The sequence below is a fragment of the uncultured Anaerovibrio sp. genome (assembly GCA_902786545.1).
Taxonomy (GTDB): Bacteria; Bacillota; Negativicutes; order Selenomonadales; family Selenomonadaceae; genus Anaerovibrio.
The window spans coordinates 43,627-66,265 of sequence record CADACU010000003.1 but is presented as its reverse complement, the minus strand read 5'-3'; the positions used below and the strand labels follow the sequence as shown (position 1 = coordinate 66,265).

Below are 22,639 nucleotides of genomic sequence, written 5' to 3'. Positions count from 1 at the left end.
AAATTCCCTTGTGCCATAATATAAGAGGCGATACGAATGTCGTGGTATAAGGCTCGGTTGGTCTGTATTAGAGGGGTGCAGGGGAGCTGGCGCCACATAATGTATGTTCATAATTTACTTTAAGGAGTGAAACGAAACATGAATTTTCTTATGAAAATTTTTGGCACTGGTCAGGATATGCCTGTAACTGGCACACCTGAAGAGGTCAAGAAAAAGTTCAACAGTATTCGTTGGCGGGTGTTTGCATCCATTACTATTGGATATGCTTTTTATTACATCATCCGTCAGGGATATTCCGTAATCAAAAAGCCTATGCTTAATTCTGGTGTAGTTACCCCAGAGCAGATTGGTATTATTGGTACTATTTTCTTTATTACTTACGGTGTTGGTAAGTTTACCAACAGCTTCTTGTCCGACCGGATGAACAACAAGCGTTTCTTCGCGTTTGGTTTGTTCATTTCGTCCATTACCATGACCTGCATGGGTTTGGTAAATTCCTTTGTTCCATTGGCAGTTCTTTGGGGTATTAACGGCTGGTTCCAGTCCTATGGTGCAGGTCCTTCCATCGTATCCCTGAACCAGTGGTTCTCCAAGAAAGAGTTTGCTACCCTCTATGGTGTATGGTTTACAAGCCACAACCTTGGTTCTGCTTTTGCATATTTTGCTATTGCGGCAGTAGTAACTGCTTATAGCTGGCAGGCAGGCTTCCTGATGGCTGGTATTGTTGCCCTCGTTGGTTCAGTATTTATTTATCTTGGTATGAGTGACCGTCCTGAGACTCAGGGCTTGCCTAACGGTGCTGTTTACTATGGTGAGAAAACCCAGGAAGAGGTTGACGCCATGAAGAATCAGTCCGTAGGTTCCATGCAGTGGAATGAAGTTGTTAAGAACCCAGCTGTTTGGGTTCTTGGTTTGGCTTCCCTGTGCGTATACATTGCCCGTTACGCAGTAGAGTCCTGGGGCCCTGTATATCTGTCCACCGTTAAGGGGTATGATATGATGGGTGCTGCCGGTGTTATGGCTTACATGCAGGTTGCCGGTATCTTCGGTGCTATGATGTGCGGCTGGATTTCTGACCGTTTCTTCGATTCCAGAAGAAACATTCCTGCACTGATCTATGGTATCCTTTACACTGCTTCTATCGCAGGCTTTGTATGGGCTCCACAGAATTTCGCTACTGACTTGGTATGCATGACCTTCTACGGTTTCACCATGGGTGCTCTGGTATGCTACATGGGTGGTCTGATGGCCGTTGATATCGTTCCTAAGCGGGTTACTGGTGCTGCAATGGGTATGATTGGTGCATTGAGCTATGTTGGTGCAAGTACTCAGGAGTTTGTAACCGGTAAACTGATGACTGTTACTCCGGTATTGGATGCTAATGGTGTTCAGATGCTTGATCAGGCTGGCAAGAAGATGATGGAGTACAACTTCGGTGCTGCTCCTACATTCTGGGTATGCGCTGCACTTGGTGCAACTCTGTTGCCAATCTTGGTATGGAACGCTAAAGCAAAGAATGACGAGTAATTAAACCGTTCCCTCTATATAGAAAGGTGTCTGGATTTTTCCAGGCACCTTTTTCTAATGGGGCAATGTGGCAGGAAAAAGGGATTTGTGGTATTATATATGCGTAATTTTATTGAAATGCGGTGGGTCTATGAAGAAAAATTGGCTGCTGTTATTGGGCTTTATTTTTTTGTGTTTTTGTACCATATGCGGCGGTTGCGAATCAACGCAGGGTTATATTGATTTTACCAATATGCACTCCCAGGCTACAGCGGATAAACAGAATAACAATACCACTGACGGCAAGAATCAGACGCTGCGCATTGGCTTTGCGTCGGTACTGTCGCCTCGAGAGGCCCAGCAGTCATACCAGAAGATGGTAAACTATGTCTCTGCAAAAATGGGTCGTCCGGCAGTGCTCATACAGCGAAAGACCTATGAGGAGCTGAATATGCTGTTGGCGGGGGGAGATTGTGATATTGCATTTATTTCTACAGGAGCCTATGCGTCTTATCATGGGATACAGCCTATTGAGGTGTTGACCATGACCCAGACCTACGGTACGGTGTATTATAAGGCTTATATTATTGTACCGGCTGATAGTGATATTACAGATTTTTCCCAGCTACAGGGCAAGGTGATGGCCTTTACGGACCCTATCAGTTATTCTGGCCGTTTGGCGATTGATTACAAGTTACTGGACGAATACAAAACTACGCCGGAGCAATTTTTTCAGCGGTGCTTCTATACCTACAACCACGATAAATCCTTGTGGGCAGTGGCTAATAAGCTGGCTGATGTAGCTGGCATTGACAGTGAGGTATATGAATACGATTTGCGAAATAATCCGGAGCTTGCCAAGAAAATTCGGGTGATTGCTTCAACAGACTCGGTACCGACTGGCCCGGTGGTTGTCCGGAAGGATTTGCCGGAGGCGGACAAAGAGAAAATCCGGGAAATATTCTATAATATGAGTAATGAACCTCATCTGAAGCCTTATATGGCACAAGTTATGATTGAACAGTTTGTGCCACCGATTCCGTCAGCTTATGATGAGCTGCGCCGAAAATACAATCAGCGGGAACGCTTGCCGGGGGATTAAGCCCAATGGACAATGAAAGTATTTATTTTAAATTTAATATACTGATTGTGGGCACCATTTTCTTCTGCGGGCTGATTATGGGTTTTATGCTGCTGACTTCTATCAGCAAGTATATGGAGAATGGGCTTATTGCCTCCGGACAGGAGCTGGCATCATCATTGTCAGTAACTGTGGGAAATGATATTCTCTTTGATGACCGGTTTTCCGTATGGGAGCGCTTGTCTAAGACCATGGAGACTAATGACCAAGTGAGGTACATAATTGTTACCTATCCCAACGGGGAAGTGATGTTGTCGACATTTGGCAACAGTCTGCCTGAAGGACTGACTGAAATTCGGACTTATGACGGGAGCAAGGATATTGATTCCATGCTGTTTTCCAGCAGTGAAGGTCGTATCCGGGAAATCATGGAGCCCATTGACGATGGGATGATTGGCTATATTCGGGTAGGTATGTCCGAAAAAAAGATGAATCGTATTTTACAGGAGCGCTGTATGGAAACGGGGGTAGCTGTTTTGCTGCTATGTGCCTTTTCGGCTTTTATGGCCTCCCGATATGCCTGGAATTTTTTGCGACCAATCAGTAAACTGGTATATGGTGTACAACAGTTGGAAAAGGGTAATTATGGTGTAAGGGTACCGGTATATTCCACTGATGAGGTGGGAAAGTTGGCCGAAACCTTTAACAGTATGAGTACGCAGATAAAGAAAAATACGGAGGAAAACAACCATCTGCTGCAGGAATTGCGGCTGAAGGAGCAGGATAGAATATGGCTCATCAATCAGCTGTTTAATGCCCGCGAGGATGAGCAACAGCGCATTTCCCGGGAGTTGCATGATGAAAGCAGCCAGTCTATGGCGTCGATACTCACCTATTTGCGAATATTACATGATAGGTTGGATACAGATGAGCAACGGGAAATGCTGTTTGAGATTCGGGAGCTGACCGCTGCTACCCTGGGAGGGATACGGCAACTGGCCGTAAATCTTCACCCGCCGCTTTTGGATGATTTGGGCTTGATTGTGGCCATTGAAAAATATTTGGATCCTATCAAGAAAATGAATCCGGATATGAAGATTAACTTCAAGCACCATGGCGATTTCTCCGAACTGCCAAAACCGATTTCCCTTATGTGTTACCGCACCATTCAGGAAGCGGTGGCCAACAGCTTAAAGCATGCTGAGCCGAGCCAGATTGATGTAGAGGTGGAATCTGATGGCGTTATGCTGACCATGTGTGTTCGGGATAATGGTAAGGGCTTTAGTGAGGATGAGGCAGAAGAGGCCCGACTGAACCGTCATTTGGGACTGGTGAGTATGAAGGAACGGTCCAAGCTGTTAGATGGACGGTTTGAGCTGAAAACGGGCATTAACAAGGGAACTGAGATTACTATTGAATTACCGATATATGAAATAGAAGAAGGGGAGGAAATAAAGAATGGGCAAGAGTTTGAGAATCCTGTTAGTTGATGACCATCGAGTATTGCGTACAGGGATGAAAATGCTGCTGTCTTCCCAGAGTGATTTTCAGGTGGTAGATGAGGCTTCCGATGGTAAGGAAGCCTTGGAAAAACTGGCTACAGAAAAAATAGATTTGGTGCTGATGGATTTGTCTATGCCTGGTATGGGGGGGATGGAGTGCCTGCGGGAAATTCGCTTGCGAAATTATCCGGTGAAGGTGCTTATTCTGACCATGTACAGTGAACAGCAGTACATAAAAGAAGTGATGCTGCAGGGGGCAGATGGCTATCTGTGCAAGGATTCCCTGGACTCAGAGCTGTTTCAGGCTATCCGTACTGTGGCAGATGGCGGACGGTATTTGGGGGCCAAGGATGCATATCTGCTGATTGACAGTTTGATAAATGAGCCACCGGAACTGGTGGAGCTGTCCAAGCGGGAACGGGAAGTACTGGCCTTGCTGGTGCATGGCTATTCCTTGTCGGTTATAGCGGAAAAGCTGTATATCTCCATAAAAACCGTTTCCACTTATAAGACCAGGCTTATGCAAAAGCTGGGTTGTACCCAGAAGTCGGAGCTGGTAGACTATGCTCTGAAGCATAATTTGTTAAATTGATTTAAAGGTGATACAATGCAAAATTTGTTTTCTGTCCTGTTGGAGGACAGTTCAATTCAGCAAATAAACACCTGTTATAATAGGGACAAGGGGCAGGCCTTTGTGTATGGTTTATCCGGTACGCAAAAGCATGCCTCCTTTTCTGCTTGTTATGAAAAAAATCCGAAAACAAGTGTAATAATAACATATGATACGGAGGAATTGGCCAAGTGGCGGGAGGATTTATCATCTCTGCTGCCGGAGGCTGATATTGTAGAAATGCCGGTGCTGGATATGGTGGATTTTGCTGTGGCGGCCAAGGGCATTGCCAGCAATTCCAAGCGTATGGAACTGCTGGGCAGATTGCTGAAGGGGGAGCAGCTCATTCTGCTTACCACGGCCCAGGCTGCAGCCCAAAAGGGGATTTCGCCCAAGCAGTTTAAGGCATTGAGTCTAAAGCTTGTCATAGGTGATGTTATAGAGCGGGAGGACCTGCTGGAACATCTGGTGAAAATGGGTTATGAGCGCACTGATCAGGTGGAGGTGCAGGGAGAATTTGGGGTTCGGGGTGGCATTGTGGATATTTTCCCGGTGAACAGTCATCAGCCGTACCGTATTGAGTTCTTTGATGATGAAGTAGACTCCATCAGATACTTTGATGTGGACAGCCAGACTTCTGTTGGCAAGTCGGATAAGGCAGAAATACTGCCCTTTGATGTGTTTGACGACAAGCATCGTAAGTCCATGTTTACGGAATTTCTGCCCAAGGATACAACTCTGGTTATGGATGCTCCCTTGAAAATTCGGGAGGAAATCATCAAGCTGATTAAGGAAAATCCGGATATTAAGAGCCGGCTGTTCACCTGGGAAGATTTTCTGGGAAAAATCAATAGCAGGAATGTGCTGTATATGGCTATGATGCTGCATAGTCTCCACGGCATAACCCTTGACCATATGATTGGCGTTTCTGTGCAGGGAATGGCCTCCTATCAACGGCAGTTTGATATGCTGGTCAATGATATGGAGGACTGGCTGAAGGATGGCAACCGGGTACTGGTGACTCTGGGGGATAAGGCCAAAATTGCTTCTCTGCGGGAAATAATGGCCCGACACCGGCTGCCTTCCACGGAAGGGGAAAGTACCACTGAATTAAAGCCGGGGACGGCTGCCATAATCAAGGGGACCCTTCTCAACGGATTCGAGTTGCCCAATGATAAATTGGTGGTAGTGACCGAAAAGGATATTTTTGGCCGCCAGAAAAAGAAATTTGTCCGAGCCAGCAAGGAAGAACGGATAACCCATTTCCGGGAAATCAATGTGGGGGATTATGTGGTCCATGTCCAGCATGGTATCGGTAAATATTGTGGTGTAGAAACCAAGGAAATCGATGGGATAAAGCGGGATTATCTCTACATCCAGTATGGTGGGGAGGACCGGCTGTATGTACCGACGGACCAGGTGAGCTTGCTGCAGAAATACATCGGCAAGGACGGCGAGGTGCCACGGCTGCATAAAATTGGCAGCTCCAGCTGGAGCAGGACCAAGTCCAAGGTCCGGTCCTCCGTCAAGGATATTGCCAAGGAGCTTATTCAGCTGTATGCTACCAGAAAGCAGGCGGATGGTTATGCTTATTCGGCTGATACGGTATGGCAGAGTGAATTTGAGGATGCCTTTCCATATGAGGAAACTCCGGATCAGTTAAACGCCATTGCGGAAATCAAGGCTGATATGGAACGACCGCAGCCCATGGAACGATTAGTGTGTGGCGATATTGGTTTTGGCAAGACTGAGGTGGCTATGCGGGCTGCGTTTAAGGCTGTGATGGACGGCAAGCAGGTGGCTGTACTGGTACCAACCACTGTTTTGGCGCAGCAGCATTATAAGACCTTTGCGGAACGGTTTAATAATTTTGGTCCAACGGTGGAGGTAATAAACCGGTTCCGTAGCCCGAAGGAACAAAAGGAAATTCTGGCCAGGGTAGAGGATGGGCGTACCGATATTTTAATTGGTACCCATGCAATTTTGAATGCCAAGAAGGTAAGATTTAAGGAACTGGGCCTGCTGATTGTGGATGAAGAGCAGCGGTTCGGCGTGGCGCAAAAGGAAAAAATAAAACGGTTGGCGGCGGGGATAGATGTGCTTACTTTAAGTGCTACCCCTATTCCGCGAACACTGCATATGTCTCTGGCGGGGGCTCGGGATATGAGCATTATCGAAACTGCTCCCCGGGAGCGGCTGCCGGTTCAGACTTATGTGGTGGAGGAAAACGACAGTATCATTCGCAATGCTATCCGTCGGGAACTAAAGCGAGGCGGCCAGGTGTATTTTGTCTATAACCGGGTGGAAACGATTTATTATATGCTATCCCGTCTGGAAAAACTGGTACCTGAGGCCAGAATTCGGGTGGGACACGGTCAGATGCCGGAGGCTCAGCTGGAGCGGGTAATGGTGGAATTTTACGAAAATGAATTTGATGTGTTGTTGTCTACCACCATTATTGAGAATGGCCTGGATGTGGCTAACGCCAATACTATTGTGGTTTACGATGCGGATAAATTTGGCCTTGCCCAGCTGTACCAGATGCGGGGCCGGGTGGGCCGTTCCCGTAATTTGGCGTATGCTTATCTGTTATATAAGCAGGATAAGGTGCTGACGGAAGTGGCCGAAAAACGGTTGCAGGCTATCAAGGAATTTGCGGAGTTGGGCGCTGGGTTCAAAATTGCCATGCGGGATTTGGAAATCCGGGGAGCCGGCAATTTGTTGGGCTCACAGCAGCACGGCCATATTGCCAGCGTTGGCTTTGAAATGTATTGTCGGATGCTGGACGATGCGGTGCAGGAGCTGAAAACCGGTAAACCGGTGGAGCGTAAGGCTGACCCTGTGGTGGAATTCAAGGTGGAGGCCTACATCAGTGATGAATATGTGGGCGATGCTATGCATAAGATTGAGATATATCAGCGTATAGCAGCAATCAGAAACAATGAAAGCCTGGGACGGCTGCTTGATGAGTTGATTGACCGGTTTGGGGACCCACCTCCGCCAGTCCAAAATCTACTTACAGTGGCCAAAATAAGAAATGTTGCCCGAGAGGTTGGGGTAAAGCGTATAGCAGAAGGCACGCAGTATTTGGAATTTTATTTCGATGGAGAGCCGAAGTGTCCGGTGGAAAACCTGCTGGCAGTGTCCACTAAATATGGCAACAAGGTGAAGTTTGACAATAAGCACAAGGCTATGCTGATTGATTTGAGTATTGTTCCGCGAGCTACTATGCACGAATTTGTGTTGGATGTCGTGGAAATGATGAACGGAAGGTAATGTGTGCAGATATATGGAGGTATATAAATGGGCAGTATAACGGTTATTGGCCTGGGACCCGGCGATTTTGGCCTGATTACCCTGGAAAGCTGGGAGAAGCTGCAAAAGGCCGAGCATCTGTATTTTCGCACGGAAAAGCATCCAACGGTGCCATTTATCAAGGAGCGGGGAGTCAGCTTTTCATCTTATGACAGCTTTTATGAAGGAGCTGAAAGCTTTGAAGCACTGTATGAGGCCATTGCCAAGGATTTGGTAAAAAAAGCTAAAAAAGAGAATTTGGTTTATGCAGTGCCTGGCAGTCCAATGGTGGCGGAAAAAACAGTGGTATTGCTTCGGGAATATGCTAAAACCGCCAATATTCCTCTGGAAATAATTCCGGGCATGAGCTTTGTGGAGGTACTATATAGTAAATTGGGGATTGACCCAATCGATGGTATGACCATTATCGATGCCGAAGATTTTGATCAGTTGCCGGTGGATATGCCGACTGGGCTGGTCATTACCCAGGTATATAACGACCGCATTGCCTCAGATACCAAACTGAGCCTGATGGAGGTGTTTCCGGATGATTATCCGGTGGTGTACATTCACAAGCTGGGGATGGCCGATGAAAGTATTCGGACAATAAAGCTTTACGAGCTGGATCGTCAGGCTGATATTGATTATCTTACCAGTTTGTATGTGCCGGCCTATAGGCGTCAGCCAACCTTTGATATCACTCCGTTAAAGGATATTGTCCATACTTTGCGCTCGCCGGGGGGATGTCCTTGGGATATAGCCCAGACCCATGCCAGCATTCGCACCAATCTTATCGAGGAGACCTATGAGGTGCTGGAGGCTATTGATTTGGAAGATGGGCATCTTTTGTGTGAGGAGTTAGGAGATTTGCTGCTGCAGGTGGTTTTCCATGCCCGTATGGCTGAGGAAACCGGCGACTTTTCCATGCAGCAGGTCATTGATGACGCGACGGAAAAATTGGTGCGTCGCCATCCGCATATTTTTGGGGACGTGCAGGCCTCAGATGCCGGAGCTGCGATTTTGGCCTGGGAGTCTATCAAAAAGCAGGAAAAGAAGGAAAGAAAGTCGGTGCTGGACGGTATACCTATGGGATTGCCAGCCCTCATGGCTGCCCAAAAGCTGCAGCACAAGGCGGCCAAGGTAGGCTTTGATTGGGATGAGATAGAACCAGTATGGCTGAAAATCCAGGAAGAACTCAGTGAGCTGAAGGAAGCCTGCCAGGAAGAAAATGAGGAACATATTCAGGAAGAGCTGGGTGATGTGCTGTTTTCCATCGTTAATTTGGCCAGATTTTTGCAGGTGGATTCGGAATTGGCCTTGATTAGCTGTAACCGTAAATTTAAGACCAGATTTCAGTATGTGGAAAAAAAGGTAAAACAATCGGGAAAAGATTGGTCAGAATATAGTTTGGCGGAGCTGGATGAGTTCTGGAATGAGTCCAAAAAGTCCTAATATTCAAAAAATTATATTTTTTTTTTGGGTATAACCTTTACAGATATCAGTGTTTATGGTATATTGTAGGCAATTAAGTGATGAAAACGCAGATTTTATGCGGATTTCACAAATTTTAACCTATTAAGAGGGGGATTTTTAGATGAATAAGTCTCAGTTGGTTGCAAAGGTTGCTGAAAAGGCTGGTCTGACCAAGAAAGATGCGGAGAAGGCTGTAAACGGTTTGTTCGCAAGTGTACAGGAAGCTCTCGTATCCGGCGACAAGGTTCAGATGATTGGTTTTGGTACTTTTGAGGTTAAGCAGCGTGCTGCTCGCACTGGCCGCAATCCTCAGACTGGTGAAGAAATCAAAATCGCAGCTTCCAAGAACCCTGCATTCAAGGCTGGTAAGGCTTTGAAAGATGCTGTTAACTCCAGCAAGAAGGCAGCAAAAAAAGGTAAGAAAAAATAATTGACTCTAATTTTATACAATGTGGCTGTCACTGGATTTCCAGAGACAGCCTTTTGTTTTGAGGTCGCTTATGAAAGAAAAAACTGTGTTGATAACGGGTGGTACCTCTGGTATAGGTTTGGCCTCTGCCAGACGGTTTGCCCAAAATGACTGGAATGTTGTTATTATGGGCCGGGATATGGCTAGGGGTAATGCGGCGGCAGAAGAAATTGCCATGACCGGTAAGGGGCGGTGTCTGTATGTTCAGGGTGATGTGGCGATAATTGACAATTGCTGTCAAGCTGTACATCAAGCGGTGGAATTAACCGGTTCCCTGGATGTGCTGGTCAATTCGGCAGGTGTCTATCTGGAACGGGCTGTTGAGGATATGACAGAGACGGATTTTGACCGTATTATGAATGTAAATATAAAGGGTACTTACTTTATGACCCAACAGGCGATTACCGAGATGAAACGCCATGGTAGCGGCTCCGTGATAAATATTTCCTCTGATGCAGGGGTACAGGGAAATATGCTGTGCAGTGCCTATTGTGCTTCCAAGGGTGCTGTTAATTTGTTTACCAAAGCGATGGCCCTGGAATTGGCTCCGTATAATATCAGGATAAATAGTGTTTGTCCCGGTGATATACTGACTCCTTTAACTGAAAACCAGCTGAAGCAGTACCCGGACCGGGCAGCTGCATTGAAGGAAATGGCTTCGGTTTATCCGTTGGGGAGAATCGGTACTCCGGAAGAAATCGCCGCGGTCGTGGAGTTTTTGGCCTCAGATCAGGCTGGCTTTATAACCGGGGCCATCTGGACGGTGGATGGCGGAATTACGGCTTAGAGATTGGGGCTAGGAATTAGGAATGAGGAATTGTGAATTAGGCGTTAGTCTCTATAGGGATTGTTGATGAAGTTTTTATCGGGTATTTGCAACAGGATAAACAATGTGATAAAATTACACGGCTAAAAAGAGATTTTGGAGGTGAATGGCGTGAAAAATAAACGGTATCTTATCGTTACGGCATCCGTGGGCTCGGGCCATGAAAAAGCAGCGGCGGCGGTAGCAGAGGCTATACAGCACCGATGCCCGACAGCGGAAATTCACACCATTGATTTTATGTCGGTTAAAACCTCCATTATAAACGCCTTTATGAAATGCTGTTATTTGAATATGCTGCATTTCGTGCCAAATCTATATGAATTTATGTATCAATTTACAGCCGGCAAGAAGAAGGGCGGTTTTGTGAAATGGGCCATGTCATCGGTTATTGTCCATTCCATGAAGGTTCTGATAAAAAAGTATCGGCCTGATATTATTATCTGTACTCATCCCTTCCCCGCTGATGCGGTGTCACACTTGTCTGAGCGGCGGCGGCGGGATTTTACCTCCTGTGCCATTATTACCGATTATTCTGTGCATCAGATGTGGGTGTGTCCAAATCTTGATCATTATTTTGTTGCCATCGATTTTATGAAGGAGCAGTTGGTGGAAGCCGGCATCAATGGTGATATCATTCATGTCAGTGGTATTCCGGTGGGGGAAGAATTCAGCCAAACCCTTGATGCTGGTGCCTGTCGGACCAAGTTGGATATTGACCGGGGGCTACCGGTGGTGATGATGATGGGCGGTGGCCTGGGCTTGGGCGGTATGGATATGGCGATGCATCAGCTGGAACGGATAAAAAAGCAAATTCAGCTGTTGATAATTGCCGGGAAAAATACTGAACTGAAAAAACGGGTGGAGGCCTTGGCGGTCCAGTCCCATCACAAAGTAACTGTATTTGGATACACAGATCAGGTGGCTGATATGATGGCCGCGGCTGATATATTGATAACCAAGCCAGGGGCGCTGACCTTAACTGAGGCTATGTCATTGGGGACGCCTATGGTGCTGCATGAACCGATACCTGGTCCGGAAACGGATAATGCCCGGTTTATGGACCAAGGGGGGATGGCCATATGGCTGCATTCCGGTGATAGCCTGTCCAAGATTATTGGGGATTTGCTGGAGCATCCGGCCAAGCTGGATGAAATGCGGCATAACGCCGAAAAATACCGGAAACCAATGGCGGCAGATCAAATTGCAGAAGCGATAATTGCGAACGCATAACATAATTTTGCCTGTGGCAAAATCTGAACAACTGCGTTATGCCGAGATATATCTTATACCATCGGCGAAACGCTTAAGAGGTATATTTTGCCTGTGGCAAAATCTGAACAACTGCGTTATAATATTATTTACCAAAAATATAAAAAATTTTAGCTGCGAAGTATTATATAGAAAGTGCTTGGTGGTCAAATTGTCAGTTACAAAATTGGAAAGCGGGGCCGATGGCTCCTTGATTTGCCCTGTATGTAAGGGATCTTTGGTATATAAGGATGGCGGACAGGTTCGGGTTGTAAATGGCCGGGTTGATTATGAAAATATCAAGCCACGGTATGTGTGTTTTACCTGCAAAAATTTTTATCGTGAAATGCTGCATTCCGGTTTTTATGATATTTTTGATTTTGATGAAGAACTGGAACAGGAGGCTAAGGCTTTAAATCAGAAGGAAAAAGCCCCTGAACCAGCTGTTGAGGAAGACCACCCAGTGGTAAGTCTTGTCCGGAAAGGGAACAGCTTTGAGTGCCCGGGTTGCGGCAAGATATTGGAATGTGCTGAGGGCAGTGCCATTCAGGTGGTAAATGGCAAGGTGGATTATGAAAGCATAAAGAACCGATATATTTGCCACGATTGCAAGGTGTATTACAAGGAATTGCTTAGTTCCGGCATGTATGAACGGTTCAGGCTGGAGCCGGAGGAGGTAAAGACTCCGGCATCTCCGTTGCCTAAAAATAATGATGTAAATCCGGTTGTTCCATTGCAAAAAAACAGCTCCGGCCGGTATAAATGCCCGGTTTGTGAACAGGAGCTGGAATTTTCTGATGGCGGTCAGGTGCGAATTGTCAATGGCAAGGTGGACTATGAGAATGTAAAGGCCAGATATATTTGCCGCCGATGTGAAACCTTCTATCGGGAGCTGCTTAATTCCGGCCTGTACGAAGTATTCGATTTGGATGAGATGGATTTGCCACCGGAAAAGAAGCGGGTAATCGGCACTGGAGATTTGGAGCCTATGCAACTGAAAATGGATGCAAATGGCAAATGTGCTTGTCCGCGCTGTGGGGCCAATATGAAGTTCCTGGAACCGGAGGCAGTGAAAATCGTCAATGGACGGGCTGATATGCGTGATACTGTAGCCCGGTTTGCCTGTGATGCCTGCTCATCAATTTACCGCCGGATAGCTACTACTGATTATTATCAGTGGAGCGAGGACTGATTGGCGTTTTTGTGAAATTTGTGACCAGTATTGATGAAAGGAGGACGCTGATGAGCGTAGTAAAAACAAACTTTGAGAAGCCCCAGCGTCGTCAAATCAACTGGTTTGCCATAATAATGATAATATTGTTTCTGCTGGCCGCGTTTAAGCTGGGAGAACAGGCCATTACCTACCGGGATTTGAGCCAGGACAGGATAAAGGCCGAGGAAAGGCTGAAGGCGGCGCAGGAAGAAAATGAGAAGCTGATGAATGAAAAGGCTCAGCTTGATGATCCGGAATATGTGGAAAAACTTGCTAGAGAGCAGCTGGGGATGACCAAGCAGGGAGAAATCCCGTATGTTTATTCCAAAAAGTAATAGATTGGGCGGAATAAGTAAGGGTTTTTCTTGACACAGTGTTTTTGACAATAGTATAGCTCGGCAAAAGCTATAAAGCCTCGTTGCGACGCAAGGCTAGTCCCTATAGGGAAAACACTGATAGGAGTATTTTTCCATTTTTTGATGGAAAATTTTGAACAACTGCGTTATAATATCTCCTGTATGAGTGTATTAACTTAAGGAGGAAGTATTTTGTCCATGGAAGTCGGTAGTATAGTAGAGGGTGTGGTTTCCGGCATTACTAATTTCGGTGCTTTTGTGAACCTGCCTGAGGGTAAAGTTGGTCTTGTTCATATTTCCGAGGTGGCAGATGTTTATGTCAATGATGTCAAGGAATTTCTAAAGGAGCAGGACAAGGTTAAGGTCAAGATACTTTCCGTTGATGAAAAAGGTAAGATTGGTCTTTCCATAAAGAAAGCACAGGAGAAGAAGCCGGAAGAACCGGGGCAGGAGCCAAAGAACTTCGAACGGAAGAGCTTCGAAAATCGGTCAGCCAGACCAGAGGGTGGCTTTAACAATGCTGGTGGAGATTTCCGGCGCAGTGCGGGAAATAGCCGGTATAACAGCGGCAATACCTCATTTGAGGATAAGCTGTCCAAGTTTTTGAAGGATAGTGATGAACGGCTTACAGATTTGAGCCGGAAAACTGACTCAAAGCGCGGTGGGCGCGGGGGCGGCCGTAGGCGATAAAAGTTAAAAGGGGCTGTGAAAAATGCGAGTTTTTCCACATCCCCTTTTTTGTTTCACCAGACTTACAATCTGGCTGATGGAGAGCTGTTTGGCGGTATTGGTCATGTATAACGATGGATGAGGTGTACCATGAATTTGGAAAAACGCTTAATTGAATATTGGCGGAAAAACCATCTGTCTAAAGCTGATGCCCAGGTGATTGTTGCCTGTTCCGGTGGGCCGGATTCTTTGGCATTGTTGGATATGGTGCATCGGTTGCAGGCGACACTGCGCATCAATGTGATGGCAGCTCATTTTGAACATGGTATTCGGGGGGATGCCTCTAAGGCTGATGCGGAGTTCGTCAAGGAGTATTGTGTTCAGCGAGGCATACCATTTGTTATGGAGTCCGCCGATATACCCGCTATCTGCCACACTACCGGTGAATCATTGGAAACCGGGGCCCGTCGCCTGCGGTATGCCTTTTTGCAAAAGCTGGCCAACGGATATGATAATGCAGTAATAGCCACTGCCCATCACGCCGATGATCAGGCGGAAACAGTGCTGATGCATTTGCTGCGGGGGAGCGGTATCAAGGGCCTTGCCGGGATTATGCCCAAGCGGGACAACATTATCCGGCCGTTTTTGCCCTTTGCTAAGGCCGAGCTGGTAGCTTATTGCCACGAGCAAAAGTTGGCGCCACGCCTGGACGAAACCAACAACGAAGCAGATTGCACCCGCAACAAGCTGCGGTTGGAGCTGCTTCCATTATTGCAGAATGAATACAACAAAAATATTGCCAATAACTTGTGCCAGCTGGCGGACACGGCTCGGGCGGAGGATGAACTGCTGGGAAAACTGTGTCGTCAAAGGGCGGACCAGCTGGTTAGTGTAAATAAGGATGGTACAGTGTCCTGTTCGGTCAGCTCCTTTATGGCGGAATCATTGGCCATAAAGCGGCGGCTCATCCAGTATATGGCCGGACTCATCGATTCAGATTTGTCCTTTGTCCATATTGAAGCTTTTCGCCAGTTGATTGAGGCGGATGTCACCGGCAGTGCAATTCATTTGCCGGGGCACTGTGAAGGATGGCTAAGCTATGGTATAGTATATTTATCAAAAAATCACCGTGATTTTTTGGAAAATAATGGTACAATAAAAGATACAAAATCAGAAATAAAATTGGAAGCGTTTTCGGAAATAGCTCTGCCAGCAGGTGGGGAGATGACTGCTAAACTGGTGGATAGCCTGACGGAAGAACAGCCATTTTCCAAGCATCACATCTACTGTGATGCCGCCAAAAGTGGTTCTTCAGTAGTGGTCCGTTATCGTAAACCAGGTGACCGGCTGCGGCTGTCGGCTGGGCACAAGAAATTGAAGGATTTCTTTGTAGACAGTAAGATAGAACGGAATTGTCGGGACAGTGTACCAATTGTACTCAGCAGTGTCACCGGAGAGATAATCTGGGTGGCCGGACTAAGACAAACCGAGGCCGCTTTGGCTGATGAAAATACGAAGCAGTATCTGATTCTTTCGTACAGGGAAAAGGAGTAGAATAATATGTTAAATGATCTGGAAAGTGTAATGTTTGATGAAAAGGCTTTGGCTAAGCGTGTGGCCGAGCTGGGTCAGGAGATTACCAGAGACTATGCGGGCAAGGAGGTTATTTTGGTAGGTATCCTGAAGGGCGCAGTGGTATTTTTTACGGATTTGATCCGTGAGGTTAAGCTGCCGGCCCGCATTGATTTCATAATTGCATCCAGCTATGGTGATGGAGTGGAAACCAGTGGCCGGGTGGAAATAAAGAAGGATTTGGAAAATGATATTGCAGGCAAGCATGTAATTTTGGTGGAGGATATTATTGATTCCGGCATTACCATGAATTGTCTGATTGATATTCTGAAAAAGCGTAATCCAGCCAGTGTGAAGCTGTGTTCATTGCTGACCAAGGAGTCTCGCCGTCAAGTGCCGGTTACGATAGATTATTGCGGTTTCGAAGTGCCGGACGAATTCCTGGTGGGCTACGGACTGGATTATGCGGAAAAATACCGCAATCTGCCAGTTATCGGTGTTCTGAAAAGATCAATTTATGAGTGATTGCTTGGCTGATTGTAAGAAGGTAATTAAGATGGTATAATTATCTTTATGTGAAGATATTTTTTGCCTTTTTAGGAGGTTTCATATTGGTCAGGTTTATTAGAAATGTAGGTTTTTACCTGCTAATAATTTTTGTAGCCATTACCTTGATTGACTATTTCACCAACCGGACGCCAACCCGGATGGAGATGAATTATTCATCCTTTATACAGGAAGTAGATAATGGCAAGGTTTCCAAGGTGGTAATTGTTGAAAATACCATCCGGGGTACCCTCAGTGATGGTACCGAATTTGATACTGTATTGCCTACCTATCCGGGGCAGGATGGGAATTTAATAAAGACATTACAGGCTAAAAATGTGGAGATCAAGGCGGAAAATCCGCCGGAGCCACCATGGTGGACCACATTGTTGTCTTCCTTGTTGCCTATTTTGTTGCTGGTTGGCGTTTGGGTCTTTTTTATGCAGCAAACCCAAGGTGGCGGTGGCAAGGTTATGTCCTTTGGCAAGAGCCGGGCTAAAATGAGCGGCGGTGACAAGGTGAAGGTATCCTTTGAGGATGTGGCCGGTGCGGACGAAGCCAAGCAGGAACTGGAAGAAGTGGTGGAATTCCTCAAACATCCAGCCAAGTTTAATGAGCTGGGAGCGAAAATTCCAAAGGGTGTTCTGCTTTTTGGCCCTCCGGGTACTGGTAAGACACTGTTAGCCAAGGCTGTAGCCGGTGAGGCCGGTGTACCGTTCTTCTCTATCAGTGGTTCTGACTTTGTGGAGATGTTTGTGGGCGTAGGTGCATCACGGGTGCGTGATTTGTTTGACCAGGCCAAGAAGAATTCTCCATGTATTGTATTTATCGATGAAATTGATGCGGTTGGTCGTCAGCGTGGAGCCGGTTTGGGCGGTGGCCACGATGAACGGGAGCAGACCTTGAACCAGATGCTGGTGGAAATGGACGGGTTTGCCGCCAACGAAGGCATTATTATTATTGCTGCTACTAACCGTCCGGATATTCTTGACCCAGCCCTGCTTCGTCCAGGGCGCTTTGACCGGCAGATTGTGGTAGACAAGCCGGATGTTAAGGGGCGGGAAGCCATTTTGAAGGTCCACACCAAGGGTAAGCCAGTTGATAAGGATGTGGATTTGAATGTATTGGCCCGCCGGACACCAGGCTTTACCGGAGCTGATTTGAGCAATCTGGTCAACGAGGCGGCTCTGTTGTCGGCTCGCCGCAATAAAAAAACCATTGCCATGCTGGAGATGGAAGAATCCATTGAGCGGGTAATGGCCGGGCCTGAACGCAAGTCCAAGGTGATGAGTGACAAGGAAAAGAAGCTGACGGCTTATCACGAAGGTGGACATACATTAGTAGGTATGCTGTTGCCAAACGCTGATCCGGTGCACAAGGTTACGATTATTCCACGAGGCCGGGCAGGTGGTTATACTCTTATGCTGCCGAAGGAAGACCGGTCTTATGCGACCCGTGGGGAGCTGCTGGATCAGTTGAAGACCCTGTTGGCCGGCCGGGTAGCGGAAGAAGTTGTTCTCAAGGAAATCAGTACTGGGGCCCAGAACGATATTCAGCGGGCCTCTCAGCTGGTACGAAATATGATTACCCAGTACGGTATGAGCAGTGTCCTGGGACCGGTGGCTTATGGCTCCGGCAAGGATCATCAGGTATTTCTGGGGCGTGATTTGAACAATCAGCGGGATTACTCGGAAGAAGTGGCCAGCGAGATTGATAAGGAAGTCCGGCGCTATATTGAAGAGGCCTACGAGGAATGCCGTACCCTTTTGACTGATAATGTTGACAAGCTCCATATCATTGCGGAAGCCCTTATTGAAAAGGAAACTTTGGAAGCGGCTGAGTTGAAGGAATTGGTTGGATTTGGCAATGTTACGGAAAAGGAAGAAGCTAAAGCTGATGATGGGAAATCCGAGGATGACCATGATGATGATGAGCCAAAGCTGATTCCGGCCGAACCAGCGGAAGCAGTTCAGGTTCAAAGTCAGAATGCAGTTGAGAATGAGGATGCTGAAGTGGAGGTTCCTTTTACTGAACCGGAACCAAAACTAAATAGCACAACTGAAAAATGATATATGGGGGCTGAAGCATGGATTATGCAGCAGCCCCTTTTGATGGTTTATGGAAGCAAAGGGAGCGCAGATTTATGCGAAAGGCTATTTTGGAGCTTTTGCGGGCGTCGAGAGATAAATACATTTCCGGGGAGGATATTGCATTAAAGCTGGATGTGTCCAGAACTGCGGTATGGAAACATATCAGGGAGCTGAAAAATTCCGGCTATAAAATTGAAAGCCTGCCCCGTAGCGGCTACCGGCTGGTGGAGACACCGGACCGCTTACTGCCGGAGATTGTCGCTCACGGCCTGGATACGAACATTATCGGCAGTCATATAGAATATTTTGACGATGTGGGGTCTACCAATGTAGAAGCCAAGAAGCTGGCGGCCCAAGGTGCGGCTGATGGTACCATTGTGGTCAGTGAGACGCAGCACAGTGGCCAGGGGCGGTTGGACCGGAGCTTTTTCTCGCCTCAGGGTGGTATTTGGTTTTCCGTAATATTACGGCCATCATTCCTGCCCCGGGAAGCTCCCAAAAGCACACTGATGGCGGCAGTGGCTGTAACGGAGGCTATGCACCAATTCGGTCTTCCGGCTGGTATAAAATGGCCGAACGATATCCTGTACCAGGGGAAAAAGCTGGTGGGGATTTCTACGGAGATGAATGCGGAAATTGATCGGGTGAATTATGTGGTAATAGGGATTGGAATAAATGCCCTGGTTCAACCGGAGGCTTTTCCGGAGGATATTCGGGATAAGGCCGGCTCCATGTCCATGTTCATTGGTGATTTTGACCGTATTGCGTTTTTTCAGCAGGTTATCCGTAATTTGGAAAAGCTGTATTTAGAAGTGCGGGGACAGGGCTTTGACCTGGTGCTGGACCAGTGGCGGCAGCTGTCTGTGACTTTGGGGGAGGAAGTCAATGTAATCGGTATAAAGGAAACTTTTGCCGGCCGGGCGGTGGATATCGCCGAGGATGGTGCTCTGCTGATTGACACCGGAAACGAAGTACGCAAGGTTTATGCCGGGGATGTGTCTATTAGACCAAGGCAACACTAGGGAGGAAATATGCTTTTAGTTATAGATATTGGAAACAGTAATGTGGTATTGGGAACCTATGATGGTAAGAAGCTGTATCGTCATTGGCGTGTGTCCACCGAGCGGCACAAGACCAGCGATGAATATGGTATGGAAATAAACAATATGTTTTTATATCATGGCATCAAAATGGAGGAAATCAAGGCAGTAATTATATCCTCGGTAGTTCCACCGCTGGTGGTACCAATGGAAAAAATGTGTGAGCGGTATTTCCATTTAAAGCCGATTATTGTCGGCCCCGGCATCAAGACCGGCATTCGCCTGAAGTATGAAAATCCACGGGAAATCGGTGCTGACCGTATTGTTAATGTAGTGGGTGCTTACGAGCAGTACGGTGGTCCATTGATTGTCATTGATATTGGTACAGCCACTACCTTTGATGTGGTGGATGAAAACGGTGATTTTTTGGGCGGCGTTATTTCCACCGGCCTGGGGACATCAGCCGAGGGGCTGTTCCAGAAGGCTGCTAAATTGCCTAGAATTGAGTTGGTGACCCCAAAGAACATTATTTGCCGCAATACTATCACCGGTATGCAGGCGGGGATAATTTTTGGCTTTGTTGGCCAGATTGATGAAATTGTCCGCCGGATAAAGAAGGAATATGGCAAGGAAATGAAGGTTATTGCCACTGGCGGTTATGCCAAGATGATTGCCAAGGAATCCCAGACTATTGACGAGATTGACCACTTCTTGACTTTGACCGGTCTGCGGGTACTGTATGAAAGGAACCAATAAATGAGGATTGGAAATTTTGATTTCCCCATTCCGGTGTTTCTGGCCCCTATGGCCGGGGTAACCGATACTCCGTACCGTATATTGGCCCGGGAAATGGGCTGTCCGCTGGTGTATTCGGAAATGGTCAGCGACAAAGGGATAAATTATCGCAACGAGCACACCTTGAAAATGCTTCATACCGAGGAGTTGGAGCGTCCGATGGCTATGCAGCTGTTTGGGGCAGAGCCGGACAGTGTGGCGCGAGCGGCAGCGTATATTGAGTCCTTGCATTGTGCAGATATTCTTGATTTTAATATGGGATGTCCGGCACCAAAGGTAGTAAAAAACCACGAGGGATCGGCCATGATGTTGGACCCGGAGCGGTCCTACAAGGTCCTGAAGGCTCTGGTAGGGGCGGTCAGTATGCCGGTAACAGTGAAAATGCGCATTGGCTGGGATGAAAACCATATCAATGTTTTAGAGATGGCTAAGCTGGCTGAGGAAGCCGGTGTGCAGGCAGTGGCAGTCCATGGCCGGACCAGAGAGCAGTTTTATCGTGATCAGGCGGACTGGAAAATAATTCGCCAGGTAAAGGAAAGCTTACATATCCCGGTTATTGCCAATGGTGATATAAGAAGTGTGCAGGACCTCATAAAAATCCGGGAGGTGTCCGGTTGTGAGGCCGTAATGGTGGGCCGGGCAGCTCAGGGCAATCCTTGGATATTCCGGCAGCTCACCCAATATTTAAAAAACGGGGAAATATTGCCGGGGCCGACTATGGAGGAACGCAAGGAGGTCATTATCCGCCATTTGGATATGCTGCTGAAATTCAAGGGCGATTATGTGGGACCGCGGGAAATGCGGAAACACGCCACCTGGTATACCAGAGGAATAAAGGGCAATGCCGAGCTTAGGGTGCAGTTCAACAAGGCTGAGACCCGAGATGATTTTCTAAGAATACTTGAAAAGATGAAATAGAGGGATTGAATATGGCAAAGGACAAGAAACAGGACGAAAAGGAATTATCCGCATGGGTAAAATACAGCGAGGCAGAGAAAAAAGCCCTGCACAAGCTGAATGAAGGCTACAAGGCTTTTTTGAGCCAGTGCAAAACTGAGCGGGAAAGTGTAGCTGAAGCGGTAAAGCAGACGGAAAAGGCAGGCTATAAAAATCTTGATGAGATAATAGCCAAGGGGAAAAAATTGTCCGCCGGGGATAAGGTGTACGCCACCTGTATGGGCAAGGCTATGGTGCTGTTTAATATCGGCAGCGAGTCTCTGGAACAGGGAATGGCCATTCTGGGTGCGCATATTGATACCTGCCGGTTGGATTTAAAACAGAATCCGCTGTATGAAGCGGGTGGCATGGCGTATTTTGACACGCATTATTATGGTGGTATCAAAAAATATCAGTGGGTTACTTTGCCATTGGCTCTGCACGGCGTGGTAGTTAAGCTGGATGGTACTGTGCAGGAAATTGTCATTGGCGAGGATGACCGTGACCCGGTGTTCTGTGTAACAGATTTGCTTATTCATCTGTCTCAGGAGCAGATGGAGAAAAAGGCCACCAAGGTTATTGAAGGGGAAAAGCTGGATGTACTGATTGGCAGCTATCCGCTGAAGGAGGCCGAAAAGGACCGGGTTAAGGCGGGCATTTTAAAGCTGTTGAAGGATAAATATGATATAGAAGAGGATGACTTTATTTCAGCCGAGCTTACACTGGTACCAGCCGGCAAGGCCCGGGACTTGGGCCTGGATGGCAGTATGGTACTGGCCTATGGCCATGATGATCGGGTTTGTGCGTACACATCCCTGATGGCTATGCTGGACACTAAAAAAGTAAAGCGTACGGCTTGCTGCCTCTTAGTGGACAAGGAAGAAATCGGCAGTGTGGGAGCCACCGGTATGCAGTCCAAATTCTTTGAGAATACTGTGGCAGAAGTTTTGCATGCCCTGGGGGGATACAACGGTATTTCTTTGCGCCGGTGTCTGGCTAACTCTTGGATGCTGTCCTCAGATGTAAGTTCAGCCTATGATTCATTGTATGCTTCGGCCTTTGATAAAAAGAATGTGGCCTATATCGGTAAAGGAATGGTATTTAACAAATTCACCGGCCGGGGCGGCAAGTCAGGCTCCAATGATGCCAGTGCTGAATATCTTGGTAAAATCCGCAGTGTGATGAAGAAACACAAGGTTACTTTCCAGACCGCCGAGCTGGGACGGGTTGATTTGGGTGGTGGCGGAACCATTGCCTATATAATGGCCCTGTACGGTATGAATGTGATTGATAGCGGTGTAGCCGTGCTCAGTATGCATGCCCCATGGGAAGCTGTAAGCAAGGTGGATGTATACGAAACAATGAAGGGATACAAGGCCTTTTTGCAGGAAATTTGACCAGTAACTGATTTTT

Annotated in this window: 19 protein-coding genes; all 19 read left to right on the top strand. The window is 47.1% G+C overall.

Going from position 1 to position 22,639, the window contains the following annotated elements; genetic code table 11:
* Positions 1–138: 138 nt before the first annotated feature.
* The 19 genes from QZV24_RS01285 to QZV24_RS01195 all read left to right on the top strand — a co-directional run bounded on the left by QZV24_RS01285 (position 139) and on the right by QZV24_RS01195 (position 22,623).
* Positions 139–1,527 (top strand): MFS transporter, encoded by a 1,389-nt coding sequence (locus QZV24_RS01285; RefSeq protein WP_294518969.1) that lies wholly within the window; start codon positions 139–141, stop codon positions 1,525–1,527.
* A gap of 130 nt (positions 1,528–1,657) precedes the next feature.
* Positions 1,658–2,608, top strand: coding sequence for a phosphate/phosphite/phosphonate ABC transporter substrate-binding protein (gene phnD / locus QZV24_RS01280; protein WP_294518966.1), 951 nt, complete (start codon positions 1,658–1,660; stop codon positions 2,606–2,608).
* A 5-nt stretch (positions 2,609–2,613) separates the two neighbouring features.
* Positions 2,614–4,077, top strand: a complete 1,464-nt coding sequence (locus QZV24_RS01275; RefSeq protein WP_294518963.1) for a HAMP domain-containing protein — start codon at positions 2,614–2,616, stop codon at positions 4,075–4,077.
* The gene (locus QZV24_RS01270; protein ID WP_290655843.1) at positions 4,046–4,681 is read left to right on the top strand and encodes a response regulator transcription factor; all 636 of its coding nucleotides are present in this window, start codon (positions 4,046–4,048) and stop codon (positions 4,679–4,681) included. Before QZV24_RS01275 ends, QZV24_RS01270 begins: the two co-directional genes overlap by 32 nt.
* A 15-nt stretch (positions 4,682–4,696) precedes the next feature.
* Positions 4,697–7,975, top strand: a complete 3,279-nt coding sequence (gene mfd, locus QZV24_RS01265) for a transcription-repair coupling factor (RefSeq protein ID WP_294518958.1) — start codon at positions 4,697–4,699, stop codon at positions 7,973–7,975.
* Between the two features lie 27 nt (positions 7,976–8,002).
* A complete protein-coding gene (gene mazG, locus QZV24_RS01260; protein ID WP_294518955.1) occupies positions 8,003–9,445 on the top strand; it encodes a nucleoside triphosphate pyrophosphohydrolase in 1,443 nt (480 codons plus the stop codon).
* 142 nt (positions 9,446–9,587) lie between these two features.
* A complete protein-coding gene (locus QZV24_RS01255) occupies positions 9,588–9,896 on the top strand; it encodes an HU family DNA-binding protein (protein WP_290655840.1) in 309 nt (102 codons plus the stop codon).
* Positions 9,897–9,966: 70 nt separating this feature from the next.
* On the top strand, positions 9,967–10,722 hold the full coding sequence (locus QZV24_RS01250; RefSeq protein ID WP_294518952.1) for an SDR family NAD(P)-dependent oxidoreductase: 756 nt from the start codon (positions 9,967–9,969) through the stop codon (positions 10,720–10,722).
* A 150-nt stretch (positions 10,723–10,872) separates the two neighbouring features.
* Positions 10,873–11,991: an MGDG synthase family glycosyltransferase gene (locus QZV24_RS01245; RefSeq protein WP_294518949.1), complete on the top strand. Its 1,119-nt coding sequence runs from the start codon at positions 10,873–10,875 to the stop codon at positions 11,989–11,991.
* 190 nt (positions 11,992–12,181) lie between these two features.
* Positions 12,182–13,201, top strand: a complete 1,020-nt coding sequence (locus QZV24_RS01240) for a hypothetical protein (protein ID WP_294518946.1) — start codon at positions 12,182–12,184, stop codon at positions 13,199–13,201.
* A gap of 50 nt (positions 13,202–13,251) precedes the next feature.
* Entirely contained in the window at positions 13,252–13,557 is a 306-nt protein-coding gene (locus QZV24_RS01235; RefSeq protein WP_290655833.1) for a septum formation initiator family protein, read from the top strand.
* A 213-nt stretch (positions 13,558–13,770) separates the two neighbouring features.
* Positions 13,771–14,268, top strand: coding sequence for a S1 RNA-binding domain-containing protein (locus QZV24_RS01230; RefSeq protein ID WP_294518942.1), 498 nt, complete (start codon positions 13,771–13,773; stop codon positions 14,266–14,268).
* A 129-nt stretch (positions 14,269–14,397) separates the two neighbouring features.
* Entirely contained in the window at positions 14,398–15,801 is a 1,404-nt protein-coding gene (gene tilS / locus QZV24_RS01225; protein WP_294518939.1) for a tRNA lysidine(34) synthetase TilS, read from the top strand.
* Between the two features lie 6 nt (positions 15,802–15,807).
* Positions 15,808–16,344 (top strand): hypoxanthine phosphoribosyltransferase, encoded by a 537-nt coding sequence (gene hpt / locus QZV24_RS01220; RefSeq protein ID WP_294518935.1) that lies wholly within the window; start codon positions 15,808–15,810, stop codon positions 16,342–16,344.
* Positions 16,345–16,430: 86 nt separating this feature from the next.
* A complete protein-coding gene (gene ftsH / locus QZV24_RS01215; protein ID WP_294518932.1) occupies positions 16,431–18,434 on the top strand; it encodes an ATP-dependent zinc metalloprotease FtsH in 2,004 nt (667 codons plus the stop codon).
* A 74-nt stretch (positions 18,435–18,508) separates the two neighbouring features.
* Positions 18,509–19,477 (top strand): biotin--[acetyl-CoA-carboxylase] ligase, encoded by a 969-nt coding sequence (locus tag QZV24_RS01210; RefSeq protein WP_294518998.1) that lies wholly within the window; start codon positions 18,509–18,511, stop codon positions 19,475–19,477.
* A 9-nt stretch (positions 19,478–19,486) separates the two neighbouring features.
* Positions 19,487–20,251: a type III pantothenate kinase gene (locus QZV24_RS01205; RefSeq protein WP_290655825.1), complete on the top strand. Its 765-nt coding sequence runs from the start codon at positions 19,487–19,489 to the stop codon at positions 20,249–20,251.
* Positions 20,252–21,208 (top strand): tRNA dihydrouridine synthase DusB, encoded by a 957-nt coding sequence (gene dusB / locus QZV24_RS01200; protein ID WP_294518928.1) that lies wholly within the window; start codon positions 20,252–20,254, stop codon positions 21,206–21,208.
* A gap of 11 nt (positions 21,209–21,219) precedes the next feature.
* Positions 21,220–22,623 (top strand): aminopeptidase, encoded by a 1,404-nt coding sequence (locus QZV24_RS01195; RefSeq protein WP_294518926.1) that lies wholly within the window; start codon positions 21,220–21,222, stop codon positions 22,621–22,623.
* Positions 22,624–22,639: the final 16 nt, after the last annotated feature.

What these genes read in the sequence shown, in the direction of transcription:
- QZV24_RS01285 (WP_294518969.1), top strand. Translation starts at nt 139, where the DNA reads ATGAATTTTCTTATGAAAATTTTTGGCACTGGTCAGGATATGCCTGTA.
- phnD (WP_294518966.1), top strand. Translation starts at nt 1,658, where the DNA reads ATGAAGAAAAATTGGCTGCTGTTATTGGGCTTTATTTTTTTGTGTTTT.
- QZV24_RS01275 (WP_294518963.1), top strand. Translation starts at nt 2,614, where the DNA reads ATGGACAATGAAAGTATTTATTTTAAATTTAATATACTGATTGTGGGC.
- QZV24_RS01270 (WP_290655843.1), top strand. Translation starts at nt 4,046, where the DNA reads ATGGGCAAGAGTTTGAGAATCCTGTTAGTTGATGACCATCGAGTATTG.
- mfd (WP_294518958.1), top strand. Translation starts at nt 4,697, where the DNA reads ATGCAAAATTTGTTTTCTGTCCTGTTGGAGGACAGTTCAATTCAGCAA.
- mazG (WP_294518955.1), top strand. Translation starts at nt 8,003, where the DNA reads ATGGGCAGTATAACGGTTATTGGCCTGGGACCCGGCGATTTTGGCCTG.
- QZV24_RS01255 (WP_290655840.1), top strand. Translation starts at nt 9,588, where the DNA reads ATGAATAAGTCTCAGTTGGTTGCAAAGGTTGCTGAAAAGGCTGGTCTG.
- QZV24_RS01250 (WP_294518952.1), top strand. Translation starts at nt 9,967, where the DNA reads ATGAAAGAAAAAACTGTGTTGATAACGGGTGGTACCTCTGGTATAGGT.
- QZV24_RS01235 (WP_290655833.1), top strand. Translation starts at nt 13,252, where the DNA reads ATGAGCGTAGTAAAAACAAACTTTGAGAAGCCCCAGCGTCGTCAAATC.
- tilS (WP_294518939.1), top strand. Translation starts at nt 14,398, where the DNA reads ATGAATTTGGAAAAACGCTTAATTGAATATTGGCGGAAAAACCATCTG.
- hpt (WP_294518935.1), top strand. Translation starts at nt 15,808, where the DNA reads ATGTTAAATGATCTGGAAAGTGTAATGTTTGATGAAAAGGCTTTGGCT.
- QZV24_RS01210 (WP_294518998.1), top strand. Translation starts at nt 18,509, where the DNA reads ATGCGAAAGGCTATTTTGGAGCTTTTGCGGGCGTCGAGAGATAAATAC.
- QZV24_RS01205 (WP_290655825.1), top strand. Translation starts at nt 19,487, where the DNA reads ATGCTTTTAGTTATAGATATTGGAAACAGTAATGTGGTATTGGGAACC.
- dusB (WP_294518928.1), top strand. Translation starts at nt 20,252, where the DNA reads ATGAGGATTGGAAATTTTGATTTCCCCATTCCGGTGTTTCTGGCCCCT.
- QZV24_RS01195 (WP_294518926.1), top strand. Translation starts at nt 21,220, where the DNA reads ATGGCAAAGGACAAGAAACAGGACGAAAAGGAATTATCCGCATGGGTA.